We start from the raw sequence: 21,664 nt of genomic DNA on the forward strand, positions 1-21,664 counted from the left end.
CGCGTTACCTCTGCAGTACATAACGAAGGCGGCAAGATATGTATGCAGCTTTTGCACGCTGGTCGTTATGGCTATACGCCTTACAGTGTTTCAGCAACAAATAAAAAATCCCCGATCACGCCTTTTAAACCGAGTAAGCTAAGCTCGAAGCAAATTGAGTCAACCATCAATGACTATGCTAATGCGGCCAAGATGGCACAGTTTGCTAATTATGATGGTATTGAGATCATGGCATCAGAAGGTTATTTGATTAACCAATTCTTGGCTGAACGAGTCAATACACGAACTGATAAATGGGGCGGCTCTGCAGAAAACCGCATGCGCTTTGCTATCGAAACAGTACGTCGTGTACGTGAGGCGGTTGGCGAGAAATTTATTATCGTTTACCGAATGTCGTTGATGGACTTAGTTGACGGCGGTCAGAGTTGGGATGAAATTGAGGTCTTGGCTAAAGAGATTGAAGCAGCTGGTGCTACCATTATTAACACTGGTATTGGTTGGCACGAAGCGCGTATCCCGACAATTGTTACCTCTGTGCCGCGTGCTGCATTTAGTTTTGCGACAGAAAAGCTTCGTAAGACAGTTTCAATTCCTGTGTGTGCTAGTAACAGAATTAATACGCCTGAGATTGCAGAAGATATTATCGAAAAGGGTGAGGCAGATTTAGTCTCTATGGCACGCCCTTTACTGGCTGACCCTTTCTTCGTATCGAAAGCCGAGGCGGGCAAAGGCGATGAAATCAATACTTGTATTGCATGTAATCAGGCATGTTTGGATCACACTTTTCAGATGAAAAGGGCGTCGTGCTTGGTGAATCCTCGAGCTTGTCATGAAACTGAGTTGAAATATTTGCCGACTCAGGACAAGAAGCGAGTTGCGGTTATCGGTGCGGGGCCAGCAGGCATGTCTGCTTCAACGGTATTGGCTGAGCGGGGTCATCAGGTGAGTTTGTTTGATGCAAGCGACAAGATTGGCGGGCAGTTTAACATTGCCAAGCAAGTGCCGGGCAAAGATGACTTTAATGAGACCATGCGCTACTTCGGTAAGATGATTGAAAAGTATGGCGTTGACCTTCGTTTGAATACTTGGGTTGAAGCCGAAGACCTCATCAAAGAGGGGTTTGATGAGGTGATTGTCGCCACGGGTATTTCTCCTCGAACGCCTCCAATTCCTGGTGTTGAACATCAAAAGGTTATGAGTTATCTGGATGTTTTGCGTGATAAAAAGCCTGTTGGTGAGAAAGTAGCCATAATTGGTGCAGGCGGTATTGGTTTTGATGTTGGTGAGTTCCTAGTTCATAAGCACGGAGAAACGCCAGAGGCCGAAAAGCAGCAGTGGTATAAAGAGTGGGGGGTTGATACGCAGCTGAACAATCGTGCAGGCCTAATTGATCCTCAGGTCTCTGCCCCAGAGCGTGAGGTGTTCCTGCTACAAAGAAAAGAGAGTGCTCTAGGTAAGAATCTAGGCAAGACTTCTGGTTGGGTTCATCGAGCTGTGCTTAAGCAAAAGCATGTCACCATGATTCCTGGTTGTCAGTATGATCAGATTGATGACGAAGGCTTGCACATCACAGTGAACGGTAAGTCCCGCACTTTAGAGGTAGATAACGTGATTTTGTGTGCAGGACAGGACTCAAATCGTAAGTTGGCAGATGCTTTGTTGGAAGCGGGTGCTGAGGGTAAAGGGATGAAGGTTCATGTTATCGGTGGTGCAGACCTCGCAGCTGAGCTGGATGCAAAACGAGCCATTGACCAAGGTTCCCGTTTGGCCGCTGAAATTTAATCTCTATAGAGGCTTTTATAAACTAGGCTGCCTTAACCCAATTGATGAAGTCTGACTGATTCATCGGTTTTGCAAAAAGGTAGCCTTGAACTCCTTTTACATCCTTCTTACGCCGTACTTCAAGCTGTGTTGGTTGTTCAATTCCTTCGGCAATAACTTCAAAGTGGAAGTGTTTCGATAGTGCGATAACGGTATCTATCACTCCGTGTGTCGACGGTTCATCAGACAAGGTGCTGATAAAGCTTTTATCAATTTTGATTTCGTTCACAGGCAGGCTGTTTAGATAGGACAGTGAAGAGTAGCCCGTGCCAAAGTCGTCAATAGATATCTTGAAGCCTTTTTGCCTCAACTCATCAAGGATAGAAACGGTTTGTTCCAGGTCCTCTATTAACATCCCTTCCGTTATTTCCAACATAAAATATCCCGGGGAAAGCTCGTAGTGCTCCAGTGTGCGAATCAAGTTCATTGGTAGTGTGTTGGACTTAAGCTGGGAAGGGCAGATATTTACCGATATGCGAAAGTTATCTTTGAGTAAGTCTAAGCGCTTCAACTGACAAAGTGTTTCGCAAGCTTCGGTTAGCATTGCTTCCTGAATTTTATCCATAGCGCCCATGCGTTCGGCAACGGGGATAAAATCATTCGGGTAGATTAGGCCTCTTTCAGGGTGATGCCAGCGAATTAAAGCTTCTGCGGCAATTAGTTTTCCATTCAAATCTACTTGAGGTTGATAATGGGCGTGGAAGGCAAAGTGCTCCAGCGCATCATTGATTTCCCCTTCAACACGTAGGCGGTGATCAATGGACTCCTGAAGCACATCATTATGGAAGCATATTTTTTTGTGGGGAGTCTTTTTCGCTTCATACATAGCGGCATCGGCGTGCTTAAGCAGTTCTATTGCATCGCAATCGAATTCGTTGATGACTGCTATGCCGATGCTCGCGTCGATACGGTAACGTCGGTCTGATAATTCAAAGTGTTTTTCAAGGTCTTTAAGGCTTCGTTGGGCAACTTGAAGAGCTTCTTGCTCTACTTGCTTGCGAGAGCTACTGAGGTCTTCAAGCAAAATAACAAACTCATCGCCACCAATCCTAGCGATGGTATCGACTTCTCTTATAGAGTTTTGAAGCCGCCGGGCCACGGATACCAGAAGTTTGTCACCCACATAATGGCCTATGGAGTCATTGATTCGCTTGAAACCATTGAGGTCGATAAATATCAGGGCGCCAAAGAGGTGTTCTCGTTTAATCCTATCGATAACTTTCTGGGTTCTGTCCATCAAAAGTCGACGATTGGGGAGATTGGTTAGAGCATCGTAAAATGCAAGTTGTTCTATCTGGGTTTGAGCTTTTTGTTGCTGGGTTCGGAGGTTATGCTTCTCTAATGCAATGCTGGTTAGGTGAGTGAAGTGTTCCAGGATTTCTAAATGTGATTCATTTGGTCTTTGAATTTCAGGAAAATAGACAATGAATACTCCCTGGACCTCCTTTTGGGCCGAAAATATGGGAGTTGCCCAGCAGGCTTTAAGGTTTAGTGTTAGCGATAAATGAGCAAAATTTTGGCAATAAAACGTATTTTGCAGGTCTTCAATAATGATGGTTTCACCCGTCTGCGCTGCTATAGCACAGGGCATGCTATCGTGAGCGATCGGTATGCGGTCAACTTTTGAATGGAATAGCTCGGGTAGGCTGGGGGCTGCCAGTTGACGGAGCTCTTCATTCTCGATAATGAAAATAGCGGTCTTGATATGTTCGTCGACAAGGGCTTCGATATGAATAGCAATATCTTGGAGGCAGAGTTTTAAGTCTGCTTCCAGCGCAATTCTGCTTATTAGCGCAGTTTGGTGGGTCAGTAATGCTTGAAGCTGTTCATACCGCATGAAATACCTCTACAGCTAGCGGGTGAGAGATCTTAAATGTCCAACTTGCCAAGCATAATCGGGTTTGCACATTTCACCTGATTATAATTAAGTATTGAATCGATTAATTATTAGCCAGTTTTTTGCCTTATGCAAAGAAATAAAGGCCGTTATAGTTAAGTATTCTAAGTGGTAAATTATCAGCTTAATCCAGTTATTAGTGATTTGAGGCCAGTGTAGAAACAGCTGTTTTTACACTGGCCTCAAATATTGCATGTAAAAAACACCAATATTCGTTTGATACTCTCTTTTCATGCTTACTAAGCTTTGTTAGAATGCGCGCACTTTCCAGCAGTACTGCATTTCAATATGCCCATTTTGCTTGGAATGTTATGGTGACTTTCATTGGTTCCCACGCAATAATAAGCTGTTAACCTGGTCAGGCCCGGAAGGGAGCAGCCATAGCGGTGGATTTATGTGCCGAGGTGTAGCTGGTGGAAGTCATCACCTTAATTTTTCTTCCCTAGTTCTTCTTTCTGAATAGCTACTTCCTGTTGATCTAAGTCTTTAATAATCTCTATATTTGATTCCTTTGAGTCCGAGTGCTTGTGAATAGAAGCTATTTGGATGTGAAAACAAAGTCGTTTTAAGCCTCTTGTCAGTGTACTATAGCGTCTTAAGATTTTAATCGTTTACTTTGCTAAGATGATTTCATGAGTTATCAGGTACTTGCGCGTAAGTGGCGCCCCCAAAATTTCAAACAGATGGTTGGTCAAGAGCACGTTCTTAAGGCCTTGATTCATGCGCTTGAAAGTCAAAGGCTGCATCATGCTTATTTGTTCACCGGTACCCGGGGTGTCGGTAAAACGACAATTGGCCGTATTCTGGCGAAATGTCTAAGTTGTCATCAAGGTATTACTGCTGAACCCTGCGGTCAGTGCGGTGCTTGTACCAGTATTACTGAAGGCCGCTATGTTGATCTGATTGAAATCGATGCGGCCTCTCGAACCAAAGTAGAGGATATGCGTGAGCTTCTGGAAAATGTTCAGTATGCTCCCTCTGAAGGCCGCTTCAAGATATATCTGATTGATGAAGTTCATATGCTCTCGCAATCAAGTTTCAATGCTTTGTTGAAAACGCTCGAAGAACCTCCAGAGCATGTTAAGTTCTTGTTTGCGACAACCGACCCGCAAAAGCTTCCTGTAACGATTCTCTCGCGTTGCCTCCAGTTCAATCTGAAGAATATGTCGCCAGAACGCATTGTTGGGCACCTGCAGAATATCCTTGGTCAAGAGCAGGTTAGTTTTGAGGATATGGCTTTATGGGCGCTTGCCAGAGCTGCTGATGGCAGTATGCGTGATGCGCTTAGTCTGACTGATCAGGCTATAGCTTATGGAAACCATGCACTTACCGAGACTGGCGTTAGTGCAATGCTGGGGACGGTTGACCAGAAAAAGATCTATCGTATTCTGGATTGTTTGATTTCAAGAAATGCGGCAGCGATGCTTGACGAAATTAAAGCGCTCGCCGAATTTTCCCCAAATTATGCTTCAGTGTTAGCGACGATTGCAGAAGTGCTTCATCGTGTGGCTATCGAGCAGGCTGTTCCTGGCGCTTGTGATAACTCTATGGGTGATCAGGAGCACGTCGTTTCCTATGCTCGTAAGTTATGTGCCGAAGATGTTCAGCTTTTCTATCAAGTGGCCTTGGTTAGTCGTCAGGACTTGGCGATTACGCCTGACCCTAAATCTGGCCTTGAAATGGCCTTGCTCAGAATGCTTGCTTTCCAGTTAAGCCCTAGTGATCAGCTAGGAATTGATATTGTCACAGCGCCTGTAGGCAATGAAGTGCCGGTTGCTGAAGAGCAAACTGTGCAAAGTGCTCCGCTAGAGAATAATTTGTCTGAGGACGAAAGCAAAAAAAAAACACTTCTGAATAGTGAAGGTTTAAATGTTGAGGGTGTAGCACAAGTTGAACGGGCACCTGTTGAGACCTCTGAGTCGACTGCCAGCCGCTTACAAGAGCCTGTTGAAACGCAGAGCTTTGCAGAAACTGAGCAGCCTGTTACCAGCGTTGTTGAAAGTCCAGTTCAAGAACCTGTCTCGGAACCAGTGCCTGAACCTGATAAACAATCTACTTTGCGGAATGAGGAAAAATCTCCTATTGCAGAGAGTTCGTCTCAGGATCATGTAGAGAAAAGTGAGCTTGCCGCAGATGTCCTTTCAAGCGGATGGAATAAGCAGGTGACACAATTGGGTCTTAGCGGAATGACGCTTAATTTAATGCTTAACTCAGTGCTAGAAGAGAACCCGGACGGCTTGAATCTTTATTTTGAGGCTGGACACTTTCGTTTGCTAAATCCAAGTCATGAAGGGCGGATTCGTGAATCATTGAGTAAAGAAGTGGCACAAGGGCGAAATATTACTTTCTTCGAGGGCTTAAAGCCCGAACACGAGTCGCCGATGATGTGGCGTGAACGCGTGAAAGCGGAAATGGGGGAGCAAGCAAAACTGAGTGTTGAAAATGACCCCTATGTCCAACAGATGATTAGAGAGTTTGATGGTGTGTTGATTGAAAATAGCATTAAAGCTTTAGGGCAGATTATTTAATAAAATATGATCGCGTGCAGTTGCCTTCTGAAGACGCTCTGCACAATAGTAAGTGGAGAAAAATATGATTGGTGGAAACTTGGGCGATATTATGAAGCAAGCCCAAAAAATGCAAGAAGAGCTTCAAAAGCAGCAAGAAGAAGCTGCGAATGCAGAAGTGATGGGTGAATCCGGTGCTGGCTTGGTGAAGGTTGTGATGAATGGTCGTCATGATGTTATTAAGGTTGAGCTAGATGACACTGTGTTGAGTGAAGATAAAGAGTTTTTGGAAGATTTACTTGCTGCAGCAGTAAATGATGCGGTAAGAAGGATCGAAGAAAAGAACAAAAATGCAATGTCAGGCTTAGCGGAAGGTATGGGCTTCCCTCCTGGCTTCAAAATGCCGTTCTAACGATCGACTTTTAATGCAATTGTGGATGAAATAAGAGTATGACTTTCGGTCCTGTTATTGATGAGCTGATTGAGTCACTAAGAGTTTTGCCTGGAGTAGGGCAGAAGTCTGCCCAGCGAATGGCTCTGTCGCTGTTGGATGAAAAACCCAATGGTGCCCAGCGTTTGGCTAATTCCTTGTCGCATGCTTTGGAAGCAGTAGGCGAGTGTGTGGGGTGTCGAACCTTAAGTGAAAGTGAGTATTGTCATATCTGTCAGGACGCTCAGCGGGAACACAACACTTTATGTGTTGTCGAATCTCCCTCTGATTTGATCGCGATTGAACAGACACATCAGTTTAAGGGTGTGTACTTCGTATTGAAAGGTAGCTTGTCACCACTTGATGGTAAAGGTCCTGCAGAGATCGGCATTCCAGCTTTAATGGATCGAGTCAGCTCATTGTCAGCCAAGGAAATAATATTGGCTACAAACCCAACCGTTGAAGGTGAAGCAACGGCTCATTACATTGCTGAAGTGTTTAGTGAGTCTGATGTACTCATTACGCGCTTAGCGCATGGTATTCCTCTAGGTGGGAATCTTGGTTATGTTGATGGTGGGACGCTTAGTCATGCCTTTTCCGGGCGCAAGCCTGTTATTGAAGAAGGTTGATTAAATGAGTGTCCAGATTATTAATGATGCAGCAGCGCTTACTGAGGCTATAAAGCTTTGTTTAAATGAAACTGTCGTTGCAATCGATACCGAATTTATGCGAACCAACACCTATTTCGCAGCACCGGGTCTCATACAGATTGCAGCAGGCGAGCACGTCTACCTGATTGACCCTTTGGAAGTAGATGATCTCAGTTTGTTAGCGCCTTTGCTAGAAAGTGAGTCAGTGGTCAAGGTCTTGCATTCGATGAGTGAAGATATTGAGCTTTTGTTTCATTCGACGGGTGCGCGCATCAAAGCCGCGTTTGATACCCAGTTGGCGGCAGCATTTTTGGGTTTAGGGCCGTCGCTTGGTTACCAAAAGCTTGTGCAAGAGGTGCTTGGGCATGAGCTAGACAAGTCTGAAACGCGCTCCGACTGGCTGCGTCGCCCTTTGTCTGATAGCCAGTTAGCTTATGCTGCGAAAGATGTTGAGTATTTGCTGACGCTTTATTCTGAGCTGCAGGCACAGCTTTCAGCCAAGTCTTTTATGGCAGCGGTATTAGAAGAAAGTGCTTCATTGGTTCAGCAGTTTTTTCAGTCTTGGGATGCACCAGAGAATGCTTATTTGAAGCTGCGTGGTGGCTGTGAGCTTAAAAAGGTGGATCAGTCTTTACTAAAAACGCTGGTTATGTGGCGTGATGACTTGGCACAATCAAAAAATATTCCTAAACCTTGGGTGTTTTCAGATACAAGTTTGATTCAAATTGCTGAAACACATCCAGAAGTTTTGTCTGACCTGAAGCGTATTAAAGATATTCAGCATAAATCTATTCGCCGCTATGGCGAGGAATTGTTGGAAATAATTGCGGAGTTTAGTGATTCAGAAATTGACTTACGCCCGATTGACCGACCGGTTAGAGGCCGGGAGCTGGATTATTACCAGAAGCTAAAAGCGATAGTCGCGCAGGTCGCCAAAGATTCGGGGATTGCTGTTCAGTTACTGGGCTCAAGAAAAATGTTAGAACGTGTTGTCATAAATGTTCGTCGGCATGGCGATAAAAGTTTGCCTAACGAGTATTTGGGATGGCGCAAGCCTTGGTTAGCAGAAAAAATGTCAAAGGCGCTAGGAATTTAGGAGAAATGATGACGCAATATACCTCGAGTACGAAACGATTTTGCTCGGTTTATAAGAGTAAAAAGAAGCAGGAAATGTACTTATACCTCGACCGAGCGGATGAACTGACTTCTTTGCCTGATGCACTGATGCAAATATTTGGGCAAGCTGAGCATGTGATGGATATGATACTCACGCCAGAAAAGAAATTGGCCCGTGCGGATGCTAAGAAAATTTTGGACGATATTGCTGAGAAAGGCTTTTATTTGCAGATGCCGCCAGCAAAAGACCCGGAAATGTTGGATTTATATAAGCCACCTAAAGATAGTTTGCACGGCTAAATTAATGACGGTGAGACGAGTCAATTGGCGGTAGATAAGTTTTTTTGGAAAGAAAAAGCCTTAGACCAGCTTTCGAAAGAAGAGTGGGAAGCTCTGTGTGATGGCTGTGGTAAGTGCTGTATGCATAAGCTCCAGGATGAAGACAGCGATGACTTGCTGTTTACCTGTATCAGCTGTGAATATCTGGATACGGATGCTTGTCAGTGTACTGTCTATTCCAAGCGAAACAATTATGTGCCTGACTGTCTTAACCTAAGTGTGACTGATTTACCTGAGGTCTCGGTATGGCTCCCTGAAACTTGTTCTTATCGTTTGCTATTTGAAGGGAAGCCGCTACCCCAGTGGCACCCCTTGATCGCGGGTAGCAAAATTATGATGCATGAAAATCACATTTCGGTGCGCTCAAAAGCAATCAGCGAAAGCCTGGTTTCAGAAGACGATTGGGAAGACTACATAATTTAGTTTGTTATGGCTGTCAGGCAGATGAACTACACTAAAAATTGCGAATTAATAATGAGATGGGCTCGCTCGATCTTGTTTAGTTGATATAGGCTTAAGGATAGATAGTTGGAAAGTTTTTCATACCTTGCTGCGTGGGCAGTGTACCTGATTTCCGCGCTCGTGATGATTGCCGTATTTTGGCGAATGACCAGAAATCTCAAGCTACGTCGAACCCGGCGATCTTTAAGGGTTCTGGTTGCCGTCCTCTTGTTAACGCCTATCAATATTGCGACAGATGCAAGTATTTGGCTGGCACCCGCCTACCTTGTTGGTGCTTATGACTGGGTTTTGGGTCACACAGATAAAGCGCTTCAAGCAGGGGTTTATATTGCCGCCGCTTATGCATTAATGATCGTTGTGGTGATGTTGGAATCGGTTATGAGAAGACTCTTGGGTATGGAGAAGGCTGGATGAGTGGTATCGAAACAGGCTTGTATCAGCATTATAAGGGGGCTGAATACGAGGTACTTGGCCTGGTCACGCATAGCGAGACAGAGGAAAAGTTGGTTGTCTATAGAGCTTTATATGGCGAGTTTGGATTGTGGGTGCGTCCTTTAGATATGTTTAAAGAGTCAGTGTCCATCAACGGTCTAGAGCAAGATCGCTTTAAGCTCATCAATGCCTATAACGTCGAGCTAGGAAAACATTTACCTTCATCACTCTAAACTTAGTGAAACACACTAATCTTCTATAAAAACAACAGGTAAGCGTTAATTTAAGAGAAAATACTTTTAATATCGCATTGTTGTTGTTGTAAAACCTGCTATAAATTATCTATGTTCGACTAATTTTGTCCATAATGCCTCATTTGTTTGGGCCGGGATCATGCAGGGGAATCTATGAACTCCAAACTATCATTTGCGCGCCAGGTGATAACGCAAAAGCTGAGAGGGCTTAGCCTTATTAAGCGTATGTTAACACTGGCGGTCTTCGTCAATGTATTAATTTCAGCTAATGCTTTCGCACAAGATGCCGCTGCTAATGAAGCGGGGGCCGATATACGTATGCTGATCGATATCTCCGGGAGCATGAAGAAGAATGATCCGGCCAACTTGCGAATCCCGGCGGTTAACCTATTAACTGAGCTGATTCCCGATGGCGATGAAGCGGGTGTTTGGACTTTTGGTCAATGGGTTAATAATTTGGTCAAGTTAAAAGCTGTTGATGAGCAATGGCGTCTTGACGCTAAAGAAAAAGCAAAGAAAATCAATTCTGTAGCGCTATATACAAATATTGGGGCAGTGCTTGAGAAGGCTTCTGATGATTTTTATAAAGAAGGTAAGGACTTCTCGAATACTCATTTCATTCTACTGACTGATGGCATGGTCGATATTGATAAAGACCCCGAGAAAAATGCCTCAGAACGTGAGCGTATTCTAACTTCAGTGATGGCTACCTTTAAAGAGAAGGGCGCCAAGATTCATTCAATCTCTTTGTCAAAAAATGCTGATAAATCCTTAATGGATAAGTTAGCTATTCAAACGGGTGGACAATCGGCGGTTGCCGAGACCCCTGAAGACCTGACTCGAATTTTTCTCCAAGCTCTTGAACAGGCCGTTCCTAGTGAGCAGGTACCTATCGAGGGAAATGAGTTTGTTATCGATTCTAGCATCGAAGAATTTACTGCTTTGATCTTTAGAGGGGATGGCAGCATTCCGACCGAAATTCTATCTCCTGATGAAAAAGTATATAGCTATGAAAACCAGGGTGAGGATATCAAATGGTATCAGGATAAAGGTTATGACTTGATTACTGTCAGTCGTCCTTTAGAAGGCACGTGGAAGATTAACTCCGAAGTTCAACCAGGAAGCCAGGTGACAGTGGTTAGTAACTTGCAGCTTAATGTTAGCAAACTACCGGTCAATTTCTTCGCTGGTGATCCCTTGAATGTTGACGTTAGCTTTAGTGAAGAAGGGAAGACAGTTACTAATCCTGATTTTTTGCAGTTATTAGATGTGCAGCTGCAGCTTAAAACAGAAAGCAATAAAACGGCTAAGAAGTCTATGTCGGATGAGGTTCCTGAAGACGGCGTTTTTAGAGAAGCTATTCGTAAGTTAAGTAAGGTCGGTCAGTATGAAGTGACGGTCTTGGTTGATGGGAAAACCTTTAAGCGTAAGAAACGCCAGATTATTAATTTGAGAGCGCCTTTTGATTTTGAATTTTCGGTTAAAGGGGAAGGAGATGAAGCTCATTATGCGCTAGTGGTCACGCCGATGAGTGAGACGATATCTCTGACTGATACCAATATATTTGCGAAGGTAAATGCTCCTGATGGGAGTAGTTTAATCAATGCCTTGGAATTAGATGCCGAGGCGGGGCGCTGGGTATTACCGATTAAGCCAGATAAAGGCGATGGCTTGTATAAAGTGGCTGTTAAGGTAAAGGCCGAGACGATTGAAGGAAAGAAATTCAAGTTCAAGCCTAAGCCTTTTGAGGCTGAGTTCCCGATACCGGCGGGTGCTTCAAATAATATCGTGTCAGTGAACGAGCAAGAAGATGCCCCAGAAGAGTTGCCTGCAGAGGCAATTGCGGAAGAAAAGGTAGAAGAGCCGAAAGCTGAAGAACCTAAAGAGGAAGCGAAAGAAGAGCTGCCTCAGCCAGCCGAAGAGCCCGTTAAGGAAGAGGTGGAAGAGCCTGTTGAAGAGCCCGAAGCGGAAGAAGAGCTGGTAGAAGAGTCAGAAGACGATATGATGATTTGGTTTATTATCGGCCGCGGTGTTCTAGGGGGCTTGCTCTTGGGTGGCTTAGCCTTCTATTTGCTTAAAAAGCGTCAGGCGAAAGAGGAAGAAGAGGAAGTTGAAGAAACAGAAATCCTGAGCGATCAGGATGTTGAAGAAATTGCAGAAGATGTAGAAACTGAAGCGAGTGCTGAGGTGGAAGAAGAACCCGAAGCAGAACCGGATGATGGCTTAGACTTTGTTGAAGAGCCACCCGAAGAAGTTCCAGTTGCCTCTCAGGAGCCAGAGGATGAGCCGCTTGTTGAGTTGGAAGAGGATGATGAGCCGCTAGTTGAGTTGGAAGAGGATGACGAGCCGCTTGTTGAGCTTGAAGAGGATGACGAACCTTTAGTAGAGCCTGAGCCTGAGCCTGAAGAGGTCGTGGACCTATCTACCGATGACTTAAGTGATGTCGCTCAGGAGCTTGAGCTTGATGAGCCGGAAGAGGCCGATGCGCTGGACATTTCCGGGGATGACGAGGACCTGGCTGCCGATATTGCTCAAGCGATTGAGGATGCTGCGGATGAGCCTGAAGAGGACTTGGAAAAGGAAATTGAAGATGCATTGGATCTAAGCGACCCGCTGGATGACGACGATGACGAAGAGTTCAACTTGGAAGACTTCGATATCGGTGACACAGATGACCTGCCCTCAGATGAAGAAAAGGATAAGGGCGCTTAATCTAAGCGTCTGCTGATGATTTTGTAGGGTGATCGGGCAAGGTTCGAGATAGATTTCAAAAGTGTTATCTTTTTCACGCTTTTTATTATTAAAGGACTTGCATGACAAAAATGCTCTCCCTATAATACGCCCTCACTCGATCTGAGGGCGTAACTCTCTGTAAATAATCGGGTTTTAAGAGGGGTGTTATTACTTCTCTCTTGTATGATCAAGTAAAAAATCACACCAGATTAAGCGGGAATAGCTCAGCTGGTAGAGCACAACCTTGCCAAGGTTGGGGTCGCGAGTTCGAATCTCGTTTCCCGCTCCAATTTATCTTTATTACCTATCGATCATTAAATTCGGCTCATTCTTCAGTCGAGACCTTCTTTATGGTCTAAACTTATTGCTATTTAGTACATTATGAATATCTGCGCGCCTAGCTTGGCTTGGCTTTTCGTAGAGCATTTGCATGATAAGATTTTAGCGGTGAATTTGCTGCTTTCCTGGAGGGTAAGATGTCGGGTGTTTTGGCTTCGGTCGATCAAAGAACCAAGCTGGTAGGTGAAAATCGCTTAGAGTTGCTTATGTTTAAGCTTAGCGGTCATCAGACCTTTGCAATCAATGTATTTAAGGTTCAAGAGGTTCTGAATTTACCAAACCTAACTGCGATGCCTCATCGTCATCCTTGTATTTGTGGTGTCACTCACTTTAGGGGGCAGACTGTCCCCGTTATCAATTTAAGTCAGGCAATTGGTATGAGGCCGCTTGAGGTTAACAGTGAATCCATTATTGTCGTCTCTGAATATAATCGAAGTGTGCAGGCTTTTTTGGTTGCCGGAATAGAGCAAATAGTTAACCTCAATTGGGAAGATATCATGCCGCCTCCGGTAGCGGCGGGTAGGGCGCATTACTTAACGGCCATAACACGCTATCAGGAACAGATTGTCGAGATTATTGATGTAGAGAAGGTCTTGTCAGATATTTCTCCGTATTCAACTGATGTCTCTGAAGAGCTTCTCGAGAATGAGTTGATTGATTCATTAGGAGAAAAGTTTGTTTTGGTGGTCGATGACTCACCGGTCGCAATTGCACAGGCGACCGGTACGATAGAAAAGCTAGGTTTACCTACCATTACTGCACCAAATGGCTTAAGAGCTTATGAAATGCTTAAGGAGTGGGCGGATAATGATCCGGAAAAGCTTAAGCAATGCTTACTTGTGCTAACAGATGCCGAGATGCCGGAAATGGATGGTTATCGACTAACGACTGAAATTCGTAAAGATGATCGATTGAGCCACTTTTATGTAATTATGCATACTTCTTTGAGTGGTAGTTTTAACCAGGCTATGGCAGAGCGAGTTGGGTGTAATCGCTTGCTATCCAAATTTCAGCCTGATGAGCTTGCAACAGCTGTTCTTGACTACGTCAAAGAACAGGCTTCTTAAATGTCTGAATATAAAATTTCCGCTTTGAATATTCATCCGGTCAAATCTCTTGGTCCGGTATCCTTAAGTGAAGTTGAAATTGATCGCTTTGGTTTGCGTTTTGATCGACGTTTTATGTTGGTGGATGATGCCGGGCGATTTATTACTCAGCGAAAATATAGCGCCTTAGCCAAAGTTTCTGCAAGCTTTGATGGTAGTACTTTAAATATATCGGACGAGGGCATTCCTGAGGTCAGTTTTTCGCTAAGTGAGTTTTCTAAAGAAGCTGATGTATGTGTCTGGTCTGATGAAGTGGGTGCGCTCACCGTACAAGACCGCCGGACACAAGTTATTTCAGACTATTTGGGGGTGAATGTGGCTTTGGCCTATATGCCTGACTCAACTTTTCGCCAGGTCGACCGTGAGTTCTTTGCAGAGAGCCAGCAAGTTAGCTTTGCTGACGGTTTCCCGATTTTATTGACTAACCAGGCCTCATTAGATGACCTGAATAGCCGCTTGGAAGTTCCTGTTGGCATGAACCGTTTTCGGCCGAATATTGTGCTTGAAGGCGATATCCCTTTTCAAGAAGACTCGTGGAAGCGTATTGCTATCGGTGAGATAGAGTTTGCATTAGTTAAGCCATGTAGCCGCTGTATTATGACTTGCATTGATGAGCATGGCGAGATTGGCAAAGAGCCTCTAAAGACGCTAGCTAAGTATCGAAAAAACGATTTTGGTGTTTGTTTCGGACAGAATATGGTTCAACTTAATACAGGGAAAATCTCACTCGATGATAAGCTAAGAGTAATTGAGGTGCTTGAAGAGGGATAGGTAAAGCGCTTCAGCCTATTTCTAAACATAGAAATAGGCATTTAACTGAAAGGTACTTGCCTTAGAAAAGCTCGATTTCGTCCGAGGTATCGTCAGTGCTGTCTTTTTTGGCACTAAAGTGATGTTTGTAAATATCCAAAGCTTCGTCAACACTTGCGCCGTTCATGATGTGTTGGAACATGATGCGCTCTTCTTCCATTGTGTAGTTCGACATGATGTCTTCTTGCAGCTTAGACCATGCCATTGGGTTGTAGAGTTGCTGAGGATCACTTACCAGATTACTCAGCCAACCTAGATCTCGCTTGACGTGGTCTAGACGTTGAGTGAGTCGATCGTAGAATTGGAAGGCAACAATTGCACTCATAATCTGCTGGTGGATCTCTGCAGCACTGAGCTTAATAGACTCCAGGTCAGTTCCTGAGGTGTCATTTTCTTCACCTTTATGTGAATCAATAACTTCCTTCAGTTGACTGGCAATATAGGTAAACGACTGAGTCAGCTCTGTTACTGACTTTTCGCCGTCTGTCATGGTGCACTCTACCTGAGACACAGCTAGGGTCAGCATGTTGATCGTTTCGCGAACCTGACTCCAGTCCAAGTCTGGTTTTTTCGCGGTAGATGTTACCGGATTGTTAGACAATGCGAATCTCCATTACATTTAACAGTGGTGACAAATTAAAAGTCGTGCATAATGCCTGCATGCATTGCAGTGCCAGCTTATTCTATGAAGGATAGTTNAAAATCATCAGTTGGCGAGCCAATTTTACGAAAACATAAAAGATTTAGTAAAAAAATATATGAGTATAATCCGCTTTGAAAATGTGTCATTAGCGTATGGCCACCGCCCCTTACTGGATAACGTTACGTTTGCGATTGAAGAGGGACAAAAGATTTGCCTGCTGGGTAGAAATGGCGAGGGAAAGTCTTCATTAATGTCATTGCTAATGAAAAGTAGTGATCCGGACTCCGGTGTCATAAATTTTCAAAAGGGTCTTAAAGTAGGGGCTTTGCCTCAATCCATGCCCGATGCTGATGAACGTAACGTTTTTGATGTCGTTGCTGAAGGCCTACCGGAAATTGGTCAGGTCTTAAGTGAGTATCACCATCTGATCAATAGTCAGGATGAAGCTGCAGACCTGCAAAAGTTAGAGAAGCTGCAAGACAGAATCGAGTCATTAAATGGCTGGGATTTTGATACTCGGATCGCCAGCATGCTTAAGCGTTTTGGTTTGCATGAATCGATGCAGATGAAAGACTTATCCGGCGGTTGGCGGCGGCGGGTAATGCTTGCCCGAGCCTTAATCAATGAACCCGACCTGCTTTTACTAGATGAGCCGACTAACCATCTGGACATCGAAACTATCAAATGGCTGGAAGCCCGCTTAGCAGAATATCGTGGCGCGTTATTGTTTGTCAGTCACGATAGAGCGTTTATTAAGGCTTTGGCCTCCAATATTATCGAGTTGGACAGGGGAAATATCACAGCTTTTAACGGAGGCTATAGCGACTACCTGAAAGAGAAACAGCGTTTGCTTGAGGAAGAAGAACGTCAAAATGCTTTGTTTGACAAGCGCTTGTCTGAAGAAGAAGTTTGGATTCGCCAGGGGATTAAAGCAAGGCGTACTCGAAACGAAGGGCGTGTCAGGGCCTTAAAGGCCATGCGAGATGAGCGTAAGCAAAGAGTCAATCAGCAAGGTAAGGCTGAAATAAAAATAGCCGAAGCGGAGAAGTCAGGAAAGCTGGTGGCAGAAGCCGAGCATGTGTCGCTTGCATTTGATTCGGGACGTAAGGTTATTGATGATTTTTCATTAACAGTGATGCGAGGCGACAGGATAGGCTTAATTGGAGCAAATGGTGCCGGTAAGACGACTTTATTGAAGGTATTGCTTGACCAGTTAAAGCCAACAAGTGGGTCTGTACGTTTGGGGAGTAAACTGGAAGTTGCTTATTTCGATCAGCTTCGAGGTGGACTGGATTTTACTAAAACAGTTTTTGATAATGTTGCCGATGGCCATGACTTTGTTGAAATGGATGGCAAGTCCCGTCACGTAATGAGTTATCTCAATGACTTTCTATTTACAGCAGAGCGTGCTCGCTCACCTATCACCGCCTTGTCCGGTGGTGAAACGAATCGCTTATTGTTAGCGCGTTTATTTGCCAAACCGGCAAACGTTATTGTAATGGATGAGCCAACCAACGACCTTGATGTTGATACCTTGGAATTGTTGGAAGAGCGTTTGGCTCAGTTTCAGGGAACACTGCTTATTACCAGTCATGACCGGGACTTTATAGATCAGGTCGTCACGAGCACCTTAGTATTCGAAGGTGAGGGGAAAATTGGCGAGTATGTTGGTGGGTATAATGACTGGGTCAGACAAACCGGTGGTCGTTTACCAACAGAGGGGCAGTATACAAACGATAAGGACAATGCCGCTAAACCGCTTGAAAAAGAACTTGTTCCAACAAGCAGTTCCACCGAGAAACAAAGTCCTGCTGTCTCGCAGAATAAACCAAAAAAATTGAGTTATAAATTAAAGCTCGAGTTGGAACAGTTGCCTGCGAAAATAGAGAAAATGGAGTCGAGGATTGAAGAGCTTCAGGCTCTTATTGTGTCGCCTGAGTTTTATCAAAAAGACCATGAAGAAATAGAATCTGTTACGGCTGAACTAGCGGCACTTGAAGATGAGTTGTCGCTTGCTATGGAACGTTGGATGGAGTTGGAAGATGCTTAAATCAGAGCGTAACGATAGAGGGCCAGTGTAATGGGTTTGTGGGTAGCGCTACTCATTACTTTGGCTGTATTTGGGTCGGTTTTATGGGTTATGCCTTCACCCAGAGAAAAGTCGCTGACGGCAATGCGCGCACGTGCTCTGGAATTGGGGCTGAAGGTAAGGTTGCTCGACGAAAAACTGGCGAAGTCACTTTTTTATTGGATAGATAATTATCGTCCTTATACCTTGTATGAGTGTTTGTTGCCTAGAGAGGCCAAGCCAAGTTCACACAAAGCGCGAGTGATCCGCCTGAGTGTTGATCACGATGCACATGAGCTTGACGCTAGGGATGAGCTCAAAGAGGCGTTGGAAAAGGAGGGGGTCTTTGAGGGCTTGCCTGAGACCTGTGAAGCCTTGGTGATTTCACAAGGTGGCTTAGCTATGTTGTGGCGAGAGCAGCAAAAGTCTCCAGAATCCCTGGAAGAGGTGGAAAGCGTTAAGCGCTGCCTGGAAAGCTGTAAGCAATATGCGAAATATTGGTTAGCCTAGAAAATTGAGACATAAAAAAACCGAGCTACATGGCCCGGTTTTTTTATGTCTCAGACTATTAAGTATTAATTACATCGTCTCAAGAGCTTGCTCAATGTCATTAATAATCTTTTTTGAGTAAAGGTTAACGATGAAGTTAACACGATTCTCGTTGTAATTTACGTAAGAGTTCTTAATGAAGTCCCATTTGGTATTCGCAGAATCTAATAGCTTGAACGAGGTCTGTTTACCTTCAGCCATAGCCATCAATTCTTGCAGCTGTTTACCGAACTCTTCAGCAAGAGAATCGATCGTTACTTCTTTATCGACATCGCCGCCTGCATATACCTGACTAACCGTAGAAGTTGTTCTTGCTGAATACTTGGTCATCATTAGGGCAAGGTTAGTTGCTGTATCACGGCTTAGCTGGGTTGTCTTACTTGGCTTTATACTCGCGCCTGCTTGAATAGCATCATAAAGGCCGCTTAATGCTGCATTGAGTGCAATGTTATTGGTCGCCATGTCGCCCGCTAAGCGAAGGTCAGGGTAGCCTGTCTTCTCAACTTCACGTACGTTCTGCTTGAGTACTTTTTGGTAGGCTTTCCATGCAGCGGCGACTGCTTCAAACTGTTCCGAGGTCTCACCCGAATCTGTTTCACCTTGAATTGCGTTAAAAAGCTCGGCCATTGTTGTGAGCGAGGCATTGATATCTTCCAGGTCTTTTTGAGCACCTTGGTTTGCACTGAAGTTATAAAAGCCATTAATAGAATAATAAGAGTTGATCTGGCTTTGGTAGATGTTTTCCAGGACTGATTTTGACGAATTCTCGGCCGCATGGCTTTGTGTTGATGTGAACAACAATACGAAAATAAATGGAATAACAGCGCTTAGGCGGTTAAAAGTGATGTTCTTGAAATACATTAATTGCGACTCCATGTTTTTATTTCTAACGAGATATTTAGTTCAGTGTAGTATTTAATGCTTAACATACAAGCGTTTGGCGAATGAAGTTCATAGTGATTGTAATTATTTTGTTTTGCGCATGATTTTGTCTGCTTTCGGTAATTCTATCGACGCTCTGAAGACTCAAGAATATATGTTAGTCAGCTTTGTATTGAATTTGTTCTTTGGTGGAATAATAAATTCGTTAAAAAGGCATAATTTTAAAAAAACCTATAAAACAAATGGATAGGTGATTGTTCTGTTGGAAAATCTAGAAAAGAATTGTTTACTTATGTCAATAATAATTGACAAATGATGGATTTTTTTACATGGTTCGCACACGCAATTCAAACGAGCGTATGAATTTCGAAAATTCCCGCGAAATATGCGGGCCCAAAAAAACTTTGTTGGAGCCTCGACCTTTCAGAGGACGTAGGTAGACCAGCACGGATAATTAACTTGGAGAACAGTTGATGATTTACGAAGGTAAAGCCATCACGGTTAAAGAGATTGAAGGCGGAATCGCACAGCTAAATTTCGATTTAGAGGGCGAGTCAGTCAATAAGTTTAACCGACTTACTATTGAAGAGCTTGGCGCAGCAGCGGAAAGCTTAAAGAACGCAAACGGCATTAAGGGCTTGATTGTTACAAGTTCAAAAGATTGCTTTATCGTTGGCGCAGATATCACAGAATTTACTGACTTGTTTGCTGGTTCTGAAGAAGAGCTTATCGCAAACAACTTGCAGGCCAACGCTGTATTTAGTGCAATTGAAGATCTTCCGTTTCCATCTGTAACTGCTATCAACGGTATTGCGTTGGGTGGCGGTTTCGAGATGTGTCTGTCTACGGACTATCGTGTTATGTCGCCAACGGCTAAAGTCGGTCTACCTGAAGTTAAGCTGGGTATCTTCCCAGGTTTTGGTGGTACGGTACGTCTACCACGTCTAATCGGTGCAGATAATGCAATCGAATGGATCGCAGGCACGAAAGAATACAAAGCACCTGATGCACTTAAGTTTGGTGCAGTAGATGCGGTTGTTGATGCTGATAAGCTAGAAGCTGCAGCAATCGATCTTGTTAAGCAAGCAGTTGCTGGCAAGCTAGACTATAAAGCTCGTCGTGAAGAGAAGACTTCTAAGCTTAAGCTGAACCCAATGGAAAGCATGATGACTTTCGAAACTGCTAAAGGTTTCGTTGCTGGTCAAGCTGGTCCTAACTATCCTGCACCTGTTGAAGCGATTAAAGCGATGCAGAAGCATTCGGGTATGGCGCGAGACAAGGCAATCGAAGTTGAAGCGAAAGGCTTTGCTAAGATGGCTAAGACTTCAGTATCAGCTTCTTTGATTGGTTTGTTCTTGAATGACCAGGCACTTAAAGCACAAGCAAAAGCGCTTGAGCCAAAAGCATCTGAAGTTAAGAAAGCTGCGGTTCTTGGTGCAGGTATCATGGGTGGCGGTATCGCTTACCAGTCTGCTCTAAAAGGTACGCCAATCATCATGAAAGATATCGCGCAAGCAGGTATCGATCTAGGTTTGAGCGAAGCAAGCAAGCTTCTTACTAAGCGCGTAAGCAAAGGTAAGATGAAAGCTGAGAAAATGGCTGAAGTTCTAAACTCTATCGATCCAGCACTAAGCTATGGTGACTTCGGTGACGTAGACTTGGTTGTTGAAGCGGTTGTTGAGAATCCTAAGGTTAAAGACATCGTTCTTTGTGAAGTAGAAGATCAAGTATCTGAAGATACAATTTTGACTTCAAACACTTCAACAATCTCTATTGATTTGCTAGCTAAGAACTTGAAGCGCCCAGAAAACTTCTGTGGTATGCACTTCTTCAACCCTGTACACATGATGCCTCTTGTTGAGGTTATCCGTGGCGAGAAAACTAGCGAAGAAACAATCGCTACGACAGTTGCTTACGCTAAAGCAATGGGTAAGACGCCTGTTGTTGTTAACGACTGCCCAGGTTTCCTAGTTAACCGTATCTTGTTCCCATACTTCGGTGGCTTTGCTGCGCTAGTACGTGACGGTGCTGACTTCCAGCGCGTTGATAAGATCATGGAGAAATTCGGTTGGCCTATGGGTCCTGCTTACTTGCTAGACGTTGTAGGTATGGACACAGCTATTCACGCTGGTGAAGTCATGGCTGAAGGCTTCCCTGATCGCATGAAGAATGAGTTCCGTACTGCGATGGAAGTTATGTTTGAAGATGGCCGCTACGGTCAGAAGAACGACAAAGGCTTCTACACTTACGAGCTAGACCGTAAAGGTAAGCAGAAGAAAGTGAAGGACGAAGGCGTTTACGACATGATCAAGCCTGTTGTTCTTAACAACAATGAATTTACAGATGAAGAAATCATCGAGCGTATGATGGTTCCTCTATGTATCGAGACTGTACGTTGTCTTGAAGATGGTATCGTAGAGACTGCAGCAGAAGCTGATATGGGTCTTATCTTCGGTATCGGCTTCCCTCCATTCCGTGGTGGTGCGCTTCGTTACATCGATTCTATCGGCATCGAAGAATTTAATAAGATCGCTGACAAGTATGCTGATCTAGGTGCTCTTTACACTCCAACAGAGGGTATGAGAGAAATGGCTAAAACTGGCAAGAAGTTTTTCGGCTAATCGCT

The 21,664-nt window shown here is 44.3% G+C and carries 18 protein-coding genes, 1 tRNA gene and 1 other RNA gene; 17 read left to right on the plus strand and 3 right to left on the minus strand.

The features are described 5' to 3' along the window. The coding region (locus A3763_RS02670; protein ID WP_068759868.1) for an NADPH-dependent 2,4-dienoyl-CoA reductase at positions 1-1,782 on the plus strand (1,782 nt) is incomplete at its 5' end. Between the two features lie 22 nt (positions 1,783-1,804). On the opposite strand, the gene A3763_RS02675 is transcribed toward A3763_RS02670, so the two are convergent. Next, a complete protein-coding gene (locus A3763_RS02675) occupies positions 1,805-3,658 on the minus strand; it encodes a bifunctional diguanylate cyclase/phosphodiesterase (protein WP_068634017.1) in 1,854 nt (617 codons plus the stop codon). Positions 3,659-4,040: 382 nt separating this feature from the next. Here A3763_RS02675 and ffs point away from each other — a divergent pair. From ffs to A3763_RS02740, 13 genes are all read left to right on the plus strand, one after another. After that, positions 4,041-4,137, plus strand: an RNA gene (ffs, locus tag A3763_RS02680) — signal recognition particle sRNA small type. Positions 4,138-4,350: 213 nt separating this feature from the next. After that, positions 4,351-6,246 (plus strand): DNA polymerase III subunit gamma/tau, encoded by a 1,896-nt coding sequence (dnaX, locus tag A3763_RS02685; protein ID WP_068514763.1) that lies wholly within the window; start codon positions 4,351-4,353, stop codon positions 6,244-6,246. A 64-nt stretch (positions 6,247-6,310) separates the two neighbouring features. Beyond that, positions 6,311-6,637: a YbaB/EbfC family nucleoid-associated protein gene (locus A3763_RS02690; protein ID WP_068507357.1), complete on the plus strand. Its 327-nt coding sequence runs from the start codon at positions 6,311-6,313 to the stop codon at positions 6,635-6,637. A gap of 38 nt (positions 6,638-6,675) precedes the next feature. Next, positions 6,676-7,284: a recombination mediator RecR gene (gene recR, locus A3763_RS02695; RefSeq protein WP_068514766.1), complete on the plus strand. Its 609-nt coding sequence runs from the start codon at positions 6,676-6,678 to the stop codon at positions 7,282-7,284. Between the two features lie 4 nt (positions 7,285-7,288). Then, on the plus strand, positions 7,289-8,401 hold the full coding sequence (rnd, locus tag A3763_RS02700) for a ribonuclease D (RefSeq protein ID WP_068514769.1): 1,113 nt from the start codon (positions 7,289-7,291) through the stop codon (positions 8,399-8,401). Positions 8,402-8,406: 5 nt separating this feature from the next. Further along, positions 8,407-8,721, plus strand: a complete 315-nt coding sequence (locus tag A3763_RS02705) for a YcgL domain-containing protein (protein ID WP_231872079.1) — start codon at positions 8,407-8,409, stop codon at positions 8,719-8,721. A 24-nt stretch (positions 8,722-8,745) separates the two neighbouring features. Then, entirely contained in the window at positions 8,746-9,183 is a 438-nt protein-coding gene (locus tag A3763_RS02710) for a YcgN family cysteine cluster protein (protein WP_082865207.1), read from the plus strand. 105 nt (positions 9,184-9,288) lie between these two features. Then, a complete protein-coding gene (locus A3763_RS02715) occupies positions 9,289-9,636 on the plus strand; it encodes a hypothetical protein (RefSeq protein ID WP_068514779.1) in 348 nt (115 codons plus the stop codon). Further along, complete coding sequence (locus A3763_RS02720; protein WP_068514784.1) at positions 9,633-9,887, plus strand: DUF1653 domain-containing protein; 255 nt, start codon at positions 9,633-9,635, stop codon at positions 9,885-9,887. Before A3763_RS02715 ends, A3763_RS02720 begins: the two co-directional genes overlap by 4 nt. A 174-nt stretch (positions 9,888-10,061) precedes the next feature. Then, positions 10,062-12,620, plus strand: a complete 2,559-nt coding sequence (locus tag A3763_RS02725) for a vWA domain-containing protein (protein ID WP_068514789.1) — start codon at positions 10,062-10,064, stop codon at positions 12,618-12,620. Between the two features lie 234 nt (positions 12,621-12,854). Further along, positions 12,855-12,930: transfer RNA gene (locus A3763_RS02730), tRNA-Gly, on the plus strand. A gap of 187 nt (positions 12,931-13,117) precedes the next feature. After that, complete coding sequence (locus A3763_RS02735; protein ID WP_068509728.1) at positions 13,118-14,047, plus strand: chemotaxis protein; 930 nt, start codon at positions 13,118-13,120, stop codon at positions 14,045-14,047. After that, positions 14,048-14,857 (plus strand): MOSC domain-containing protein, encoded by an 810-nt coding sequence (locus A3763_RS02740; protein ID WP_068509730.1) that lies wholly within the window; start codon positions 14,048-14,050, stop codon positions 14,855-14,857. A 61-nt stretch (positions 14,858-14,918) separates the two neighbouring features. Here A3763_RS02740 and A3763_RS02745 read toward each other — a convergent pair whose 3' ends face one another. After that, positions 14,919-15,497, minus strand: a complete 579-nt coding sequence (locus tag A3763_RS02745; RefSeq protein ID WP_082865206.1) for a hypothetical protein — start codon at positions 15,495-15,497, stop codon at positions 14,919-14,921. A 157-nt stretch (positions 15,498-15,654) separates the two neighbouring features. Between A3763_RS02745 and A3763_RS02750 the strand changes: the two genes are divergently transcribed. Both A3763_RS02750 and A3763_RS02755 read left to right on the plus strand, forming a co-directional pair. Further along, complete coding sequence (locus tag A3763_RS02750; protein ID WP_068509732.1) at positions 15,655-17,589, plus strand: ATP-binding cassette domain-containing protein; 1,935 nt, start codon at positions 15,655-15,657, stop codon at positions 17,587-17,589. A gap of 30 nt (positions 17,590-17,619) precedes the next feature. Beyond that, positions 17,620-18,117, plus strand: a complete 498-nt coding sequence (locus A3763_RS02755; RefSeq protein WP_068509734.1) for a hypothetical protein — start codon at positions 17,620-17,622, stop codon at positions 18,115-18,117. Between the two features lie 69 nt (positions 18,118-18,186). Here the strand turns inward: A3763_RS02755 and A3763_RS02760 are convergent, their stop codons facing one another. Then, complete coding sequence (locus A3763_RS02760; RefSeq protein WP_068642640.1) at positions 18,187-19,017, minus strand: hypothetical protein; 831 nt, start codon at positions 19,015-19,017, stop codon at positions 18,187-18,189. Between the two features lie 494 nt (positions 19,018-19,511). Between A3763_RS02760 and fadB the strand changes: the two genes are divergently transcribed. Next, positions 19,512-21,659: a fatty acid oxidation complex subunit alpha FadB gene (fadB, locus tag A3763_RS02765; protein ID WP_068509739.1), complete on the plus strand. Its 2,148-nt coding sequence runs from the start codon at positions 19,512-19,514 to the stop codon at positions 21,657-21,659. Positions 21,660-21,664: the final 5 nt, after the last annotated feature.

The sequence above is a fragment of the Oleiphilus sp. HI0128 genome (assembly GCF_001635365.1).

Bases quoted from the DNA above. Each gene is read 5' to 3' on its own strand.
- A3763_RS02735 (WP_068509728.1), top strand. From the start codon at position 13,118: ATGTCGGGTGTTTTGGCTTCGGTCGATCAAAGAACCAAGCTGGTAGGT.
- A3763_RS02755 (WP_068509734.1), top strand. From the start codon at position 17,620: ATGGGTTTGTGGGTAGCGCTACTCATTACTTTGGCTGTATTTGGGTCG.
- recR (WP_068514766.1), top strand. From the start codon at position 6,676: ATGACTTTCGGTCCTGTTATTGATGAGCTGATTGAGTCACTAAGAGTT.
- A3763_RS02750 (WP_068509732.1), top strand. From the start codon at position 15,655: ATGAGTATAATCCGCTTTGAAAATGTGTCATTAGCGTATGGCCACCGC.
- A3763_RS02740 (WP_068509730.1), top strand. From the start codon at position 14,048: ATGTCTGAATATAAAATTTCCGCTTTGAATATTCATCCGGTCAAATCT.
- dnaX (WP_068514763.1), top strand. From the start codon at position 4,351: ATGAGTTATCAGGTACTTGCGCGTAAGTGGCGCCCCCAAAATTTCAAA.
- A3763_RS02760 (WP_068642640.1), bottom strand. From the start codon at position 19,017: ATGTATTTCAAGAACATCACTTTTAACCGCCTAAGCGCTGTTATTCCA.
- A3763_RS02725 (WP_068514789.1), top strand. From the start codon at position 10,062: ATGAACTCCAAACTATCATTTGCGCGCCAGGTGATAACGCAAAAGCTG.
- A3763_RS02675 (WP_068634017.1), bottom strand. From the start codon at position 3,658: ATGCGGTATGAACAGCTTCAAGCATTACTGACCCACCAAACTGCGCTA.
- fadB (WP_068509739.1), top strand. From the start codon at position 19,512: ATGATTTACGAAGGTAAAGCCATCACGGTTAAAGAGATTGAAGGCGGA.
- A3763_RS02705 (WP_231872079.1), top strand. From the start codon at position 8,407: ATGATGACGCAATATACCTCGAGTACGAAACGATTTTGCTCGGTTTAT.
- rnd (WP_068514769.1), top strand. From the start codon at position 7,289: ATGAGTGTCCAGATTATTAATGATGCAGCAGCGCTTACTGAGGCTATA.
- A3763_RS02690 (WP_068507357.1), top strand. From the start codon at position 6,311: ATGATTGGTGGAAACTTGGGCGATATTATGAAGCAAGCCCAAAAAATG.
- A3763_RS02720 (WP_068514784.1), top strand. From the start codon at position 9,633: ATGAGTGGTATCGAAACAGGCTTGTATCAGCATTATAAGGGGGCTGAA.